This is a genomic window from Actinomycetota bacterium, assembly GCA_036280995.1.
Classification (GTDB): Bacteria; Actinomycetota; CALGFH01; order CALGFH01; family CALGFH01; genus CALGFH01.
This window is the reverse complement of the sequence record DASUPQ010000584.1, coordinates 1-16,389: the sequence shown is the minus strand read 5'-3', so window position 1 is coordinate 16,389 and position 16,389 is coordinate 1. Positions and strand designations below refer to the sequence as shown.

Genomic DNA, 16,389 nt, shown 5'->3' with positions numbered 1-16,389 from the left:
TGCGCGACCTGGCCCGCCGGGTCGGGGCCGGGTTGCGCGAGCGGGTCGGCTACCGGGGCGCCTTCACCGTCGACGGGGTGCTGGCGGCCGAGGGGTTCCTGCCCACCGAAGGGCGGGACCTGCCGGCCGGCCGAGGACGGGCGGCGGGCCGACGGGGTGCTGTCGTTCGGGCCGTCCGGGGTCGGCGGGTTCGTGCGCCTGGCCCTCGACCCGGGTCGGGTGCCGGTGGGCCGTTCGGTGGCGCCGCTCGCCGTGGCCGCCTTCGCCCTGGCCGACGAGCGCTTCGGCACCGGTCATCGGCCCGCTGGGGCCGGCCCGGGCGGTCCGCTGACGGAGAAGGGACGCGCCCCCGGCCCGGGGGCGCGTCGATTGGGACGTGCCGGGCTAGATGACCCGGCGCCTGCCTCCTCGGCCGACGGCGAGGCGGTAGATCACCAGCAGGATGATGGCGCCGATGATCGCCGTCAGCCACGTGCTGACGTCGAAGAACTCGTCCACCGTGTTACGGCCGAACAACACCTGGGCCAGGAACCCGCCGAGGATCGCGCCCACGATGCCGATGATGATGGTCACGATCATCCCGCCCGGGTCGTTGCCGGGCAGGATCGCCTTGGCGATGATCCCGGCGAGCAGGCCGAGCACGATCCAGCCAATGATGCCCATTCCATGTCCTTTCGTCGCTTCGGCGGCATGTTGCCGCCCTTGACAGCACTGGAATGAGCGATACGAGCCGGGTTCAAACCTGCTTTCCGCGCCCCACCAGGAACGCCTCGTCGTCGTAGGTCAGGACCTTCTCAAGGGTGACGATCGTCCCCGCCTCGGCCCGGGAGGTGAAGTCGACCCGGTCGACCAGGCCCTGCATCAGCCCCAGGCCACGGCCCCGCTCGGCCTCGAGCAGGGGGCCCGCGGCCTGCAGCCTGGCCGAGTCGAAGCCATGGCCGACGTCGATCACCCGGATCACGCCGAGACGGTCATTCAGGTCGAGGCGGACGACGTACTGGTCGCCGGGACCGGAGTGGAGCAGCACATTGGTGCAGGCCTCGCTCAAGGCCAGCTCGACGTCATAGACGCAGGTCTCCTCCACACCGACCTGCTCCATGGCGTTGCGGACGATGTGTCGGGCCACCGAGACCGTCTGCTCGTCCCGTGGCAGGGTCAGGGCCAGCGAGAGTTCCATGCCGGTGTCGTTCCCTTCGAGAAGGGAGCCGACACCTCAGACCGTGGCGTACGCCCGGTCGAGCACCTGGACCGGGTGGTAGACGGGCAGGCCGGTCGCCTGGGCGATGTGCCAGCGGCAGGTCTCGGAGTCGCAGACGATGAAGTCGGGCCGGGACTCGGTGACCTGGTCGAACAGGGTCTGCCCGACGTCCATGGCGATCTGGTACTTCTCGACCTTGGTGCCGTAGGTGCCGGCGGTGCCGCAGCAGCCGGCCCGCGACCGCTCCATCTCCAGTCCCGGGATCAGGGCGAGCAGGTCGAGGGCGGGGGTGCCGACGCCGTGGGCCATGAGCTGGCAGGGCGGGTGGTACAGGGCCCGGGCCTGGATGGGGGCGAACGACCGGTTCAGCGCGTCCTCGTCGTCCAGCCCGACCAGGTACTCGCAGATGTCGTAGACGGCCTGGGAGACCGCCTTGGTGTCGGCGTCGTCCAGCCCCAGCAGCTCGCGGTACTTGGCCTTGAGGGTCATGCCGCACGAGGTCGAATTGGCCACGATCACCCCGGGGTCGTCGGCCGCGCCCCGCAGCCGCCTGACCAGCTTGGTGGCGTAGCTCCGGCCGGCGTCGAAGTCGCCGTTGGAGACCAGCGGCAGCCCGCAGCAGCCCTGCCTGGGGACGGTCACCCGGACGCCGTTGCGCTCCAGGACCCGGACGACGGCCGCGCCCACCTCGGGCTCGAACTCCTGGACGGCGCAGCCGTGGAAGTAGGCGACGGTGCGGGTGGCGCCGGGCGGGTCGCGGTGGGAGCGGGCCCAGGAGCGGAAGGTCATGGCCGAGAACTTGGGCATGGCCGCGCCCCGGTGCACGCCGATGGTCTTCTCGACCAGCACCCGGACCGGCCGGGCGGCCATGACGGCGTTGGCCAGGGGCGCCACCGGCCGGGCCATGGCGCCCATCAGCGAGGGCCGGCTGACCAGCTGGTCGCGCAGGTTGAGGCCGCCGCGGTCGGCGACCAGGCGGCTGCGGGCGACCTGGTTGATCTCGGCCACCATCACGCCCTCGGGGCAGGCCTGGGTGCAGAGCCCGCAGGCCGAGCAGTAGTCGAGGGACTTGTCGGGCGAGTCGCCGGTGTCGATGCCGGCCCGGAACCGCTGGCCCTGCGGCCCCTCGTACTTGGGCCCGGGGAACAGGTCGGTGACCGCCGAGACCGGGCACACCGTGTTGCAGATGTTGCACTTGATGCAGCGGTCGGCGGTCTGTTCCACGTGCAGCACGGCAGCCTCCGGGTCAGCGGGCGGGAGTGGCGGCGAGGAGCGCGGCCACCCGGGAGGCGGTGGCCAGGGCCACCCCCTCGCGGGAGCCTTCGCCGGTCGGGTCGTGGCCGGCGAGCAGGCCGCCGACGCAGCGGACGTTGGCGAGCAGCGGCTCGCCGGACGCGTCGACCGGCCGGAGCTCCGCGTCGACCCGGACCCCGGCGGCGCCCAGCGGGTGGTCGCCGAGGAAGCGGCCGCCCAGGTAGGCCAGCCGGTCCTCGAACCCGGCCACGGGCAGCCCGGCGACCCGCTCGGTCAGGCTGCCGTCGCGGTTGGCCTCGATGCCGTTGCCGGCGACTCCCCCGGTGGCCAGGACCAGCTCCTGGCAGCGGGTGGCCAGGACCCGGGAGGCGCCCTCGCTGCGGACGGCGGTCACCCGGTCCCCGTCGCGGTCCACCCCGACCGCCGGGAAGCCGAACTGCCAGCGGACGCCCAGAGCATCCAGCCGGGACCGGTAGGCGGCGAACAGGCGCAGGCCGGGGATGGACGGCGGGGCGGTCGCGGCCTCGACCAGTGGCAGGCCGACCTGGGCCTGGAGGTCGGCCCAGGGCTCGTGGCCGCGGTCCAGGCCGAGCACGGCCGGCACCACCGCCACCTCCGCACCGGCGGCCGCCCTGGCCAGGCCGGGGGCGAGGCGGCGCCGGAAGCCGTCGTCGTCGATCGCCCGGGCCAGCTCCACGCCGGTGAAGTAGCGGTCGTGGTCCCAGGCCGGCAGGGGCGCGCTGGCCGGACTGGCGTCGATCCCGATCCGGCGCAGATGGTCCGCGCACAGGGCCGGGGAGAAGTCGCGGAACCCGGCGAAGTTGACCACCGCCACCCGGCCCTTGAGGAACCCGTCGGGGCCCGCCGCCGGCTCGGGGACCAGGCAGGTCGGGCGCACGGTGCCGAAGGCGGTGACCTGGCCGCGGTTGCCCTCCAGGTCGCCGGCGTGGGCCAGCCCGGCCCCGGCGGCGAAGCGGGAGAACCACTCGACCCCGTCGCGGACCGCGGCCTGGCCGACCAGGTGGTAGGGATGGCCCTCGGGCAGCCGGTCGATCGCCTCCAGGGGCCGCTCGACCGGCTCGCCGCCGACCCGGCCGAGGACGTCGACCGCCCCCGCCCCCCAGTGGGTGAAGCCGTTGCCCCAGGCCAGCAGCAGCACCTGGCGGCCCGCCTCGGCCAGGCGGGTGGCGCTGGCCAGCCCGGCCGGGCCGGCCCCGACCACGACCACGTCGGCCCGCATCAGCTGTCACCTGCCGTCGGGGCCGCCGCCTCGTCGGGCACACCCTCCCCGTGGAGGTCGAAGATTCCCCGGTAGATGGCGTGGTTGAGGAGGGCCTGGCGGGCCTGGTCGCCCCAGATGGTCGACCGCTGCCCGCGCCAGCGCTCCTCGAGGAACCGCTCCAGCCCGGCCACCGGGTCGGGGCCAGGCGCGCCGCCCCGCTGCCCGTCCCCGGACACGTCCCCAGCGGGCCGGGCCTCCGCCAGCATGCCGGCGGCGCGCCAGGCGCAGAACGCGGCCTGGCAGGGGCCGTAGCCGAGCCGGAGCTTGCGGCGCAGGTCCTCCAGCTCGGTCAGCCCGCCGGCCACCGACTCGCGGACCTGGGCCCGGGTGACCAGCTCGCACTCGCAGATCAGCTCGCCGTAGGCCTGCTCCCGCTCGACCCGGGCCAGCGGCTCGGCCAGCCGGTGGGTGCCGTGGTCGGCCCCGGGCAGGACCTCGGTGGCGGTCCGGCAGGGCTCGGTCACGCCCATACGCTCGGCCAGCCGGTCGACCACCGCCTCGGCCATCTGCCGGCAGGTGGTCAGCTTGCCGCCGACGATGCTGTACATGTTGTCCAGGCCGTCCAGGTGAGAATGGTCGACCACGGTGAAGGTGCGGCTCACCTCCCGGGTGTCGCCCCCGTCCACACCGCTGTCGCCGCCCGCCGGCGGCTCGGCCACGTACAGCGGCCGCGACCCGGCGAAGGCGCGCAGCACCCGGCCCGACGCGATCGCCGGCACCATCTGGGCGCACATGTCGATCATCCGGTCGACGTCGGCCGGGGGGGTCGAGATGTCGTCGGCGCTCGCCACCTGCTCGGAGGTGGTGCCGAGGATGGCCACCTCGTGCTGGGGGACGATGATGTCGCCGTCGGCCGGCTTGCGGCAGGCGTTGACCACCCCGCGCACGTAGCGGCTGGCCATGACCACCATCACGCCCTTGCCGGCGATCATCGTCAGGGGCACGCCGGCCATGCGCCCGACCTCGCCCGCCCAGGCGCCGGCGGCGTTGACCACCCACTGGCAGCCGATGGTGCGGTCCTGGCCGGCGACGGCGTCGTGCACGCGGACGGCGGTGATGCGGTCGCCGTCGCGCTCCACGCCCACCAGCGGGTGGCGGACCAGCACCTGACAGCCGCGGGCCTCGGCGTCGGCGGCCATCGAGCGCAGCAGCGCCCACGAGTCGATGCCGCCGTCGGGCACGGCGAAGGCGAGCTTGACGTCGGGCGCGAGCAGCGGCTCGCGCCGGTGGGCGGCCGCCGCCGACAGCTCCTCGGTGGGGATGCCCGAGGCCCGGCAGCCCTCCACGAACCTCCCCGCGTAGGCCTCGTCGTCGCCGGGCAGGAGCACGAACAGGCCGCCGACGTCCTCGATGGTGTGGGGGGCGATGCGGCGCAGGGTGGTGTTCTCCTCGATGCACTCCCGGGCCGACTCCTGGTCCCTGACCGCGTACCGGGCCCCCGAGTGGAGCAGGCCGTGCCAGCGCCCCGAGGTCCCGGTGCCGAGGTCGAACCGCTCGACCAGGACCGCGTGCACGCCCCGCAGGGCCAGGTCGCGCAGAACGGCGACGCCGGTCACCCCGCCACCGACCACCACCACGTCGGTCTCCGCCAGGTGGGTCACGCGCGCCACTCCCGCTGGGGGCCGGGCGGGGGCTCGAACAGCGAGGCGCCCGGCCCGTCCGGAGGCTCGGCAGGCGCCGGCTCGGGTGCGGCGGGGGCCTCGGCGGCGATCTTGGGCAGCTTCCGCGTGACCAGGCCCTGCTGCACGTACCAGCGGACGGTGGTCTCGAGCGCCTGTCGCAGCGGGGTGTAGTGCAGGCCGAGCTCCCGGGTGGCCCGCGAGCCGTCGTACAGGTGGGGGTGGCCGAGAGTTCGGACGGACTCGCGGCAAAGCTTCGGCTGGCGGCCGCGGGCGCGGGCCACGGCCTCGGTGACGCTGGCGACTCCCATGGCCAGCGGCAGGGGCAGCGTACGGGGCCGGTCGGTCAGCCCGGAGATGACGGCGATCAGGTCGATGGCCTCCGTGTTGGTCAGGGTGGCGGTGCTGAGCACGTAGCGCTGCCCGGGCCGGCCCTTGGCCTCGGCCAGCAGGTGACCGTTGACGCAGTCCAGGGTGTAGCAGAGCCCGAACCTGGCCGGCAGGTCGAACGGCAGCCGGCCGTTGAGGTAGCCGATGAACACCCCGGCCGTGCCCGTGGTCCGCCCTGGCCCCTGCACCGAGCTGGGGTTGACGGCCACCACCTCGACGCCGTCGAAGCCGAGGGCGACCTGCTCGCCCTCCCACTTGGAGCGGGCGTAGTGGGACGTGAACTCCGACGGCGGACCGGCCGTCTCGTCGAGGAACGTGCTGCCGTCCCCGCCGAGGGTGGCCGCCGAGCTGGTGTGGACCACCCGCCGCACCCCGGCCCGCCGGGCCGCCTCCAGCATCCGCCGGGTGCCCTCGACGTTGACCCGGTACAGGGGCTCCGGGTCGGCCAGGCAGAGCTGGTTCAGCCCGGCCACGTGGTAGACGACCTGGCAGCCGTCGGCCGCCCTGGCCAGCGACTCCTCGTCGTCCAGGTGGCCGATGGCCAGCTCGACCCGCGGGTCGGGCAGCCGCTCACGGTCCGTCAGGTGGCGGACCAGGGCCCGCACCTGGCGCCCCTCGGCCACCAGACGGGACGCCAGCAGCCCACCAACGAACCCGGTCGCCCCGGTGATCAGCGTCCTGTCGGTCATCCGCTCATCGTCCCGCCCGTATCAGGTCGCCAAAGCGCGCGAAGTAGTCGACGGCCGAGGCGGCGCTGACAACGGCCACCGCCAGCATGGCCCATTCGTCCAGCCAGAGCGAACCCAGCTGGACCTCCGGCCGCAGGATGGCCAGGGTGATCCCGACGACCTGGACGTTGAACTTGATCTTGCCCCAGATGCTGGCCGAGATGACCACGTTGGAGGCGGCGGCGATGGCCCGCAGGCCGAGCACGGCGATCTCCCGGGCGATCACCACGAACGCCACCCAGACGTTGACCCGGTCCACCGCCATCAGGCCCAGCAGGGCCCCCACGACCAGCAGCTTGTCGGCGGTGGTGTCGAGGAAGTTGCCGAGCATGGTGGTCTGCTGCCAGCGCCGGGCCAGGTAGCCGTCGACGAAGTCGGTGAACGAGGCGACCAGGAACACGATCGCGGCCAGCACCGCCGCCCGCTCCACCCGTCCCTCGGCGACCAGCAGCCACAGCAGCACCGGGATGAGCGCGATGCGCAACAGGGTGATGCGGGTGGAGAGCGTCAGCGTCCCCATCGATCCCTCGGCAGCGGTCGGGAGGTCCGGTTCCCCCTATCCTACGGGCTTGCCCCCGGTCTTCCCAGGTCGACCGTTGTCGAGCAGCGCGTACAGGCCGGCCCATTGGACCGCGTCCAGGTCGCCCGGGCGGGCGTCGAGCGGGAACCCAAGGTCGCGGGCCAGGCGGCGCAGCTGCCGGTAGGTCAAGGGCGGCACCAGCCCGCGGCGCAGCGGCAGCCCGGGATGGCGGAAGGCCGCCTGGACGAGCGCCGCGAAGCGCCTGCGGTCGGCCACCGGGACCAGCGGCGGGTCGCGGCGCCGGGCGACCAGCACGGCCGCCCCGACCCGCGGCGGCGGCCGGAAGCAGGAAGGCCCGAGCCGACGGCCGATGGTCAGCTCATAGCGGGCCCCCCAGCCGATCATCTCCGGGGTGCCGGGTCGCCTGGCCGCGTACCGCCTGGCCGCCTGCTCCTGGAGCACCAGGTCGGCCCGCTCCAGCTGGGTCCGCGGGTCACCGAGCAGCCGCCGCAGGATCACCGCCGTCGACCCGAACGGCAGGTTGGCCACCACCCGGAACGGCCGCCGGGGCGCCTGCAGGGTCCGCGCGTCGGCCGTCACCACCCGCACATTGGGGTAGCCGGCGAGCCGCGTCCGGACCCGCTCGGCCAGCCGTGGGTCGTACTCGACCGCCACCACACGCCCGGCCCGCCTGGCCAGCGCCTCGGTCAGCACCCCGGTCCCAGGCCCGATCTCGACCACGAGATCGCCCGATCCGACCCCGGCCTGCTCGACCAGCTCAGCCGCCAGCCGGCCTCCGGCCAGAAAGTGCTGCCCGAGCTCGGCGCGCCTGCGCGCACCCCCGGACACGGAAGACCACCATGTTCGCCATGATGCGACCAGGGAACCGCGCGCAGTCCGCTGCGGCAACCGAATTGTTCCGATGAGCAAGGGATCGGTAGGTCGGGCCCTGCACGCACCTGGCACGGCAGGCAGCGGTCAGCCCGCCGTCAGGGTCGCGGGTCAGCCGCCCGATGCCCAGCGCCGCCCCCCGAACGCCGACGGCCCGGGCCGTTGAGCCCGGGCCGTCGGCCGTGTCGGTGGATTACTGCGGCTGCTGGGTGTCCTCGAACGTCTGGTACTCGTCGGTCGCGTACCCGCCGGCGTCGACGTCGACCAGCTCGCCACCGGCCTCGGTGTCGGTGCCGACCGGGACCTGGTAGGCGGTGCCGTCCTCGGCGTAGTAGACGTCGTCGCCGTAGGTCTCGTAGGCCTCGCCGAAGGCGTCGACCCCGTAGGCGGCCGCGGGGATCTCGGTCAGGACCGGGGTGACGCTGCGGTAGCGCACCATGCCGGTCCCGGCGGGGATCAGCTTGCCGATGATGACGTTCTCCTTGAGGCCGATCAGCGAGTCGCTCTTGCCCTCGATGGCCGCCTCGGTCAGCACCCGGGTGGTCTCCTGGAAGGAGGCCGCCGACAGCCACGACTCGGTGGCCAGCGACGCCTTGGTGATGCCGAGCAGCTCGGGACGGCCGTTGGCCGGCGTGTTGCCGGCCTCCAGCGCCTCCCGGTTGGCCCGCTCGAACGTCGCCCGCTCGATCAGCTCGCCGGGGAGCAGCTCGGTGTCGCCGCCCTCGAGCACGGTCACCCGCTTGAGCATCTGGCGGACGATCAGCTCGATGTGCTTGTCGTGGATGGTCACACCCTGGCTGGTGTAGACCTGCTGGACCTGCTCGACCAGGTGCCGCTGGGTGGCCCGGATGCCGAGCACCCGCAGCATCTCCTTGGGGTTGGGGATGCCGTCGATGATCGGCTGGCCGACCTCGACGTCCTGGCCGTCCTCGACCCGGAGCCGGGCCCGCCGGGGCACGATCGCCACCCACTCCTCGCCCTCGTCCGAGGTCACGGTGACCTGCACGCCCTTCTCGACGTGCTCGATCCCGACCCGGCCGGAGAACTCGGCGATCGGCGTCATGCCCTTGGGAGTGCGGGCCTCGAACAGCTCCTGCACCCGCGGCAGGCCGTGGGTGATGTCCTCACCGGCGATGCCGCCGGTGTGGAAGGTCCGCATGGTCAGCTGGGTGCCCGGCTCGCCGATCGACTGGGCGGCGATGATGCCGACCGCCTCGCCGATGTCGACCAGCCGGTTGTTGGCCAGGCTGCGGCCGTAGCAGAGCTGGCAGACCCCGATCTTGGAGTCGCAGGTCAGCACCGAGCGGCACAGCACCTCGTCGACGCCGTGCTCGACCAGCAGGTCGATCACCTCTTCGCCGATCTCGGTGCCGGCCTCGAGCAGCACCTGCTTGCCCTTGCCGGCCGGGTCCATGACGTCCTCGGCCAGGATCCGGGACAGGGCCTGGCTCTCGACCGCACGCGGCCGGACCCACTCGAACTCGCCCTTCTTGCCCGGGATGGGCCGCTGCACGGCCACGGTCACGGGGATGCCCCGCTCGGTGCCGCAGTCGCTCTCGCGGACGATCACGTCCTGGGTCACGTCCACCAGCCGCCTGGTCAGGTAGCCGGAGTCGGCCGTGCGCAGGGCCGTGTCGGCCAGCCCCTTGCGGGCGCCGTGGGTCGAGATGAAGTACTCGAGCACCGACAGGCCCTCGCGGAAGTTGGCCTTGATCGGCCGCGGGATGATGTCGCCCTTGGGGTTGGCGACCAGCCCGCGCATGCCGGCGATCTGGCGCACCTGGGTCATGTTCCCGCGGGCCCCGGAGGTGGCCATCATGTAGATGGGGTTGAAGGGCTCCTGGCGGAACCGCTCCTCCATGTCCTCGCGGACCCGCTCGGTGGCCTCGGTCCAGATCTCGATGAGCTCCTGGCGGCGCTCGTCGTCGGTGATGATGCCCCGGCGGAACTGGGACTCGACCTTCTCGGCGCGCTTCTCGAACTCGTCGAGGATCTGCTGCTTGCGCGGCGGCTTGAGCACGTCCTGGATGGACACGGTGACGCCGGCCCGCGACGCCCAGTGGAAGCCGAGGGTCTTGAGCTTGTTCAGGACCTCGGCGGTCTCGGTCTGGTCGTAGCGGTCGGCGACCCGCGACACCAGGCTGGTCAGCTCGCGGCTCTGCAGGGTCTCGTTGATGTAGGGGAAGTCCTCGGGCAGGGCCTCGTTGAACAGCAGGCGCCCGACCGTGGTCTCCACCTTGGTGACCCCGTCCTCGACCAGGGCCGCCTTGGCCTCGGGCAGCCGCACGACGATCGGGTCCTGGAGGCCGATCGACTTGAAGTCGTGGGCCATGACGGCCTCGGCCACCGACCCGAAGATCGGCAGGTGCGGCGACGAGGCGTCAGCCTCGGCGCGCTTCTTCTTCTGCCCGTTCCTCTGCGCCGGAGGCGCATCCTCCTTGTAGGTCAGGAAGTAGATGCCCAGCACCATCTCGTGGGTCGGGATGGCGATCGGGCGGCCGTTGGCCGGCGACAGGATGTTGTTGACCGACAGCATCAGCACCCGCGCCTCGGCCTGGGCCTCGGACGACAGGGGCACGTGCACGGCCATCTGGTCGCCGTCGAAGTCGGCGTTGAACGCCTTGCAGACCAGCGGGTGGATCTGGATGGCCTTGCCCTCGACCAGGACCGGCTCGAACGCCTGGATGCCCAGGCGGTGCAGGGTCGGGGCCCGGTTGAGCAGCACCGGGTGCTCGCGGATGACCTCCTCGAGCACGTCCCAGACCTGGGGCCGGGAACGCTCGACCATGCGCTTGACCGACTTGATGTTCTGGGCGTAGGAGAGGTCGACCAGCCGCTTCATCACGAACGGCTTGAACAGCTCCAGGGCCATCTGCTTGGGCAGCCCGCACTGATGCAGCTTGAGCTCGGGGCCGACCACGATGACCGAGCGGCCGGAGTAGTCGACCCGCTTGCCGAGCAGGTTCTGGCGGAAGCGGCCCTGCTTGCCCTTGAGCATGTCGGACAGGCTCTTGAGGGGCCGGTTGCCCGGGCCGGTGACCGGACGGCCGCGGCGGCCGTTGTCGAACAGCGCGTCGACGGCCTCCTGGAGCATGCGCTTCTCGTTGTTGACGATGATCTCGGGGGCACCCAGGTCGAGCAGCCGCTTGAGGCGGTTGTTGCGGTTGATGACCCGCCGGTACAGGTCGTTGAGGTCGCTGGTGGCGAACCGGCCGCCGTCCAGCTGCACCATCGGGCGCAGGTCGGGCGGGATCACCGGGACGCAGTCCAGCACCATGCCCAGCGGCGAGTTGCGCCGGCCGATGAAGGCCGACACGACCCGCAGCCGCTTGATGGCCCGCTGCTGCTTCTGGCCCTTGGAGGTGGCGATGACCTCGCGCAGGCGGGCCTGCTCCTCCTCGATCCCCTCGCGCAGGAGCAGGTCCTTGATGGCGTCGGCGCCCATGCCGGCCGAGAAGTACTCGCCGAAGCGGTCGCGCAGCTCCCGGTAGTACTGGTCGTCGGCCAGGAGCTGCTTGGGGGCCATGTTCTTGAACACGTCCAGGATGCGCTCGAGCAGCTCCAGGCGGGTTGCGGCCTTCTCGCGCACGTCCTTGAACGCCCGCTCGGCCTCGTTCCGGGCCTTGCGGCGCTGGTCGGACTTGGCCCCCTGGGCCTCCAGCTCGGCCAGGTTGGCCTCCAGCTGGGCCTTGATCTCCTCCTCGCGCTTCTGCTTGTCGACCTCGACCTGCTCGCGCTCGTGGCCGATCTCGGTCTCGATCCGCGGCAGGTCCTCGTGGCGGCGGTCGTCGTCGACCCAGGTCACCACGTTGGCGGCGAAGTAGATGATCTTCTCGAGGTCCTTGGGGGCCATGTCGAGCAGGTACCCGAGCCGGCTCGGCACGCCCTTGACGTACCAGATGTGGGTGACGGGCGCGGCCAGCTCGATGTGGCCCATGCGCTCGCGCCGCACCTTGGCCCGGGTGACCTCGACGCCGCAACGCTCACAGATGATGCCCTTGAAGCGGACGCGCTTGTACTTGCCGCAGTAGCACTCCCAGTCCCGCGTCGGCCCGAAGATCTTCTCGCAGAACAGGCCGTCCTTCTCGGGCTTGAGGGTGCGGTAGTTGATCGTCTCCGGCTTGCGGACCTCACCGTTTGACCACATGCGGATCTGCTCGGCCGTGGCCAGGCCGATCCGCAGCTCGTCGAAGTAGTTGACGTCGAGCACTTAGACCTCCTCGACCGAAGAGGGCTCCCGCCGGGACAGGTCGATCCCCAGTTCCTCGGCGGCTCTGAACACGTCCTCGTCGGTCTCCCGCATCTCGATCTCCTGGCCCTCGGCCGAGAGCACCTCGACGTTCAGGCAGAGCGACTGCATCTCCTTGATCAGCACCTTGAAGGACTCGGGGATGCCGGGCTCGGGGATGTTCTCGCCCTTGACGATCGCCTCGTAGACCTTGACCCGGCCCAGGACGTCGTCGGACTTGATGGTGAGCAGCTCCTGCAGGGCGTAGGCGGCGCCGTAGGCCTCAAGGGCCCAGACCTCCATCTCGCCGAAGCGCTGGCCGCCGAACTGCGCCTTCCCGCCCAGCGGCTGCTGGGTGATCATCGAGTAGGGACCGGTGGAGCGGGCGTGGATCTTGTCGTCCACCAGGTGCAGCAGCTTCATGATGTAGATGTAGCCGACGGTCACCGGGGTCGGGTACGGCTCCCCGGTGCGGCCGTCGAACAGCACCGCCTTGCCCTCGGCGTCGACCAGCTTGTGGGTCTGGCCGTCGACCGGGTCCTCGTAGGTGCCGAGGGTGGCCGTGAGCAGGTCCTCGATGGCCGCCTCGTTGGCCCCGTCGAACACCGGGGTGGCCAGCGGCACGGTCACGTCCTGGCGGCCCTGCTCCTTGGACCAGCCGGTCTCCTTGGCCCAGCCGGGCAGGGTCTGGAACGACCAGCCGTGGGCGGCCACCCAGCCCAGGTGCGTCTCCAGCACCTGGCCGATGTTCATCCGGCTCGGCACGCCGAGCGGGTTGAGGATGACGTCGATCGGGGTGCCGTCGGCCAGGAAGGGCATGTCCTCCTCGGGGAGGATCTTGGAGATGACGCCCTTGTTGCCGTGGCGGCCGGCCAGCTTGTCGCCGTCGGAGATCTTGCGCTTCTGGGCGACGTAGACCCGGACCAGCTGGTTGACGCCGGGGTTGAGGTCGTCGCCGGCCTCGCGGGAGAACACCCGCACGCCGATGACCTTGCCGGTCTCGCCGTGGGGCACCTTCAGGGAGGTGTCGCGGACCTCGCGGGCCTTCTCCCCGAAGATGGCCCGCAGCAGGCGCTCCTCGGGGGTCAGCTCGGTCTCGCCCTTGGGCGTGACCTTGCCGACCAGGACGTCGCCGGGGTCGACCTCGGCCCCGATGCGGATGATGCCCCGCTCGTCGAGGTCCTTGAGCACGTCCTCGGAGACGTTGGGGATGTCGCGGGTGATCTCCTCGGCCCCGAGCTTGGTGTCGCGGGCGTCGACCTCGTGCTCCTCGATGTGGATCGAGGTGAGGACGTCGTCCTTGACCAGGCGCTCGGAGAGGATGATGGCGTCCTCGTAGTTGTGGCCCTCCCAGGGCATGAAGGCGACCAGGAGGTTCTTGCCCAGCGCGAGCTCGCCGTCGTCGGTGCAGGGCCCGTCGGCCAGCACGTCGCCGGCGGCCACCTTGGTGCCCTCGACCACGATCGGCTTCTGGTTGATGCAGGTGCCCTGGTTGGAGCGCTCGAACTTGCGCATCCGGTAGACCTTGGCCGAGCCGTCGGCGTGGCGGACGGTGACCTGGTCGGCGGTGACGTCCTCGACCGTGCCGGGGGCGTCGGCGACGACCACCGCGCCGGCGTCGATCGCCACCCGCCGCTCCATGCCGGTGCCGACCAGCGGCGCCTCGGAGCGGAGCAGGGGCACGGCCTGGCGCTGCATGTTGGCCCCCATCAGGGCCCGGTTGGCGTCGTCGTGCTCCAGGAACGGGATCAGGGCGGTGGCCACCGACACCATCTGCCGGGGGCTGACGTCCATGTAGTCGACCTCGTCGGGCGGGACGTTGGCCACCTCGCCGGTGACCCCGGCGGCCTGGCCGGTGCCGAACTCGGCCCGGCTGGCCGAGCGCTGGCTGGACACGCCGGCCGAGCGGCTGCCCTGGCGGACCAGCACGCGGTCGGTGGTGAAGTGGCCCTTGGTGTCGACGGCCGCGTTGGCCTGCGCGATCACGTGCAGGTCCTCGTCGTCGGCGGTCAGGTAGTCGACCTGGTCGGTGACCCGGCCGTTGACCACCTTGCGGTACGGGGTCTCGACGAAGCCGTACTCGTTGATGCGGGCGTAGGTCGACAGGTTGCCGATGAGGCCGATGTTGGGACCCTCGGGGGTCTCGATCGGGCACATGCGGCCGTAGTGGGACGGGTGGACGTCGCGGACCTCGAATCCGGCCCGCTCGCGCGACAGGCCGCCCGGCCCCAGCGCCGACAGGCGCCGCCGGTTGGTCAGGGCGGCCAGCGGGTTGGTCTGGTCCATGAACGAGCTGAGCTGGGAGGTGCCGAAGAACTCCTTGATGGCGGCCACCACCGGACGGATGTTGATCAGCGTCTGGGGGGTGATCGCCTCGGCGTCCTGGGTGGTCATGCGCTCGCGCACGACCCGCTCCATCCGCGACAGGCCGATGCGGACCTGGTTCTGGACGAGCTCGCCCACCGAGCGCAGCCGCCGGTTGCCGAAGTGGTCCTGGTCGTCGGTGCTGGTCGAGGGGTCGCCCTCGTGCAGCCGGACCAGGTAGTCGACGGTGGCCACCACGTCGTCGGTGGTCAGGGTGAGGGCGGTGTGCTGCTCGGGGTCGAGGCCCAGCTTCTTGTTGATCTTGTAGCGGCCGACCTTGGCCAGGTCGTAGCGCTTGGGCTGGAAGAAGAGGCCGTGCAGGAGCTGGCGGCCGGACTCGGCGCTGGGCGGCTCGCCCGGGCGCAGGCGCCGGTAGATCTCGACCAGCGCGTCCTCTTCGGTCTTGGTGTGGTCCTTCTCGAGCGTGCCCATCATGGTCTCGGACTCGCCGAAGCGCTCGCGGATCTGCTCGTCGCCCATGCCGAGGCCGCGCAGCAGCACGGTCACGGGCAGGCGGCGCTTGCGGTCGAGGCGGACGCCGACGGTGTCCTTCTTGTCGACGTCGAACTCGAGCCAGGCGCCCCTGGCCGGGATGACCCGGCAGGAGGTGAGCAGCTTGTCGAGGGTCTTGTCGGGCTCCTGCTCGAAGATGACGCCGGGCGAGCGGACCAGCTGGGAGGTGACCACGCGCTCGGTGCCGTTGATGATGAAGGTGCCCTGGTCGGTCATGACCGGGAAGTCGCCCATGAAGACCGACTGGGACTTGATCTCACCGGTGGTGCGGTTCTGGAACTCGGCCTGGACGTGGAGCTTGCGGGAGAAGGTGTTGTCTCGCTCCCGGCACTCCTCAACAGAGTGCTCGGGCTCCTCGAAGCGGTGCTCCCCGAAGGTGAGCGCCATCTGGCCGGTGAAGTCCTCGATGGGGCTGATCTCGTCGAAGGTCTCCCGGAGACCGTCGGTGATCAGCCACTCGAAGGACTGGCGCTGGATGGCGATGAGGTCGGGGATGGGGAGGATCTCGGGGATCTTGCCGAAGGAGAGTCGAGAGGAGGTCGAGGTACGCGGGTCGCTCAACAGGCGTCCCTCCCCTTTCGCGGGAAGCAGGTGTGGAGGCGGGTGCTACGGTGGATACGGCGGCGGCTGGGCACGCCAAAGCCCGGGGTCGGCTGGTCGAAGGCGCGCGAAGACATGCGAAGGAGCAGTGTAGCGCTTTCCTACACCGCCGTCAACGTCGAACTGAGGGTCTGCGTGGGCACCTCACTTCGTCTTGTCCGACCGAGTTTGCCGCCCACTCCCCGAGGTGTCAAGGGACAACTACGGAGAGTGGGCGATCGGAACGCGCTAAGTGATGACCCCGAACTACTTCAGCTCGACACTGGCGCCGGCGCCCTCGAGCTGGGCCTTGGCCTTGTCGGCCTGCTCCTTGGGGACCCGCTCGAGCACGGGCTTGGGCGCGGAGTCGACCAGGTCCTTGGCCTCCTTCAGCCCGAGGCTGGTGAGGGCGCGGACCTCCTTGATGACCTGGATCTTCTTCTCGCCGGCGCCGGTCAGGACGACGTCGAACTCGGTCTGCTCCTCGGCCTCGGGGGCCGCGGCGGCGCCCGCGGCGGCCCCGACGGGCCCGGCGGCCACGGCCACGGGGGCCGCGGCGGACACGTTGAAGGTCTCCTCGAACTGCTTCACGAACTCCGACAGCTCCAGGAGGGTCATCTCCTTGAAGGCGTCCAGGAGGTCGTCGGTGGACAGCTTCGCCATGGTGGCTCTCCTTCAGCTCTCGTTTCCGGCCGCCTCGGCCGGGGCGTCGTTCGTTCCGGTGGCGTCGCCCTCGGCGGCCGGGGCCACGGTCGCCTCGGCGGCGGGGGCGGCGCCCTCCGCCAGCCTGTCGCTCGGCTGGGCCGCGGCGCCGCCGCCCGCC

The 16,389-nt window shown here is 71.7% G+C and carries 12 protein-coding genes; all 12 read right to left on the bottom strand.

Features of this window, described 5'->3' with window-relative positions:
* Positions 1-290: hypothetical protein (locus VF468_19665; GenBank protein HEX5880506.1), on the bottom strand; the 290-nt coding region annotated here is incomplete at its 3' end.
* A gap of 94 nt (positions 291-384) precedes the next feature.
* The gene (locus VF468_19660; protein HEX5880505.1) at positions 385-663 is read right to left on the bottom strand and encodes a GlsB/YeaQ/YmgE family stress response membrane protein; all 279 of its coding nucleotides are present in this window, start codon (positions 661-663) and stop codon (positions 385-387) included.
* Positions 664-736: 73 nt separating this feature from the next.
* Positions 737-1,177 (bottom strand): ATP-binding protein, encoded by a 441-nt coding sequence (locus tag VF468_19655; GenBank protein HEX5880504.1) that lies wholly within the window; start codon positions 1,175-1,177, stop codon positions 737-739.
* Positions 1,178-1,213: 36 nt separating this feature from the next.
* Positions 1,214-2,431 carry an anaerobic glycerol-3-phosphate dehydrogenase subunit C gene (locus VF468_19650; GenBank protein HEX5880503.1) on the bottom strand — a complete coding sequence of 406 codons (1,218 nt, stop codon included), beginning with the start codon at positions 2,429-2,431 and terminating at the stop codon, positions 1,214-1,216.
* A 13-nt stretch (positions 2,432-2,444) separates the two neighbouring features.
* Entirely contained in the window at positions 2,445-3,692 is a 1,248-nt protein-coding gene (glpB, locus tag VF468_19645; protein ID HEX5880502.1) for an anaerobic glycerol-3-phosphate dehydrogenase subunit GlpB, read from the bottom strand.
* Positions 3,692-5,335 (bottom strand): anaerobic glycerol-3-phosphate dehydrogenase subunit GlpA, encoded by a 1,644-nt coding sequence (gene glpA / locus VF468_19640; protein HEX5880501.1) that lies wholly within the window; start codon positions 5,333-5,335, stop codon positions 3,692-3,694. The genes glpB and glpA overlap by 1 nt, the downstream gene beginning before the upstream one ends.
* On the bottom strand, positions 5,332-6,432 hold the full coding sequence (locus tag VF468_19635) for an NAD-dependent epimerase/dehydratase family protein (protein HEX5880500.1): 1,101 nt from the start codon (positions 6,430-6,432) through the stop codon (positions 5,332-5,334). The genes glpA and VF468_19635 overlap by 4 nt, the downstream gene beginning before the upstream one ends.
* Before the next feature lie 4 nt (positions 6,433-6,436).
* Positions 6,437-6,991 (bottom strand): CDP-diacylglycerol--glycerol-3-phosphate 3-phosphatidyltransferase, encoded by a 555-nt coding sequence (gene pgsA, locus VF468_19630; GenBank protein ID HEX5880499.1) that lies wholly within the window; start codon positions 6,989-6,991, stop codon positions 6,437-6,439.
* A gap of 36 nt (positions 6,992-7,027) precedes the next feature.
* Positions 7,028-7,840 carry an rRNA adenine dimethyltransferase family protein gene (locus VF468_19625; protein HEX5880498.1) on the bottom strand — a complete coding sequence of 271 codons (813 nt, stop codon included), beginning with the start codon at positions 7,838-7,840 and terminating at the stop codon, positions 7,028-7,030.
* Between the two features lie 235 nt (positions 7,841-8,075).
* On the bottom strand, positions 8,076-12,092 hold the full coding sequence (locus VF468_19620; protein HEX5880497.1) for a DNA-directed RNA polymerase subunit beta': 4,017 nt from the start codon (positions 12,090-12,092) through the stop codon (positions 8,076-8,078).
* A complete protein-coding gene (locus VF468_19615) occupies positions 12,093-15,548 on the bottom strand; it encodes a DNA-directed RNA polymerase subunit beta (GenBank protein HEX5880496.1) in 3,456 nt (1,151 codons plus the stop codon).
* A 285-nt stretch (positions 15,549-15,833) separates the two neighbouring features.
* Positions 15,834-16,229 (bottom strand): 50S ribosomal protein L7/L12, encoded by a 396-nt coding sequence (gene rplL, locus VF468_19610; GenBank protein HEX5880495.1) that lies wholly within the window; start codon positions 16,227-16,229, stop codon positions 15,834-15,836.
* Positions 16,230-16,389 lie beyond the last annotated feature (160 nt).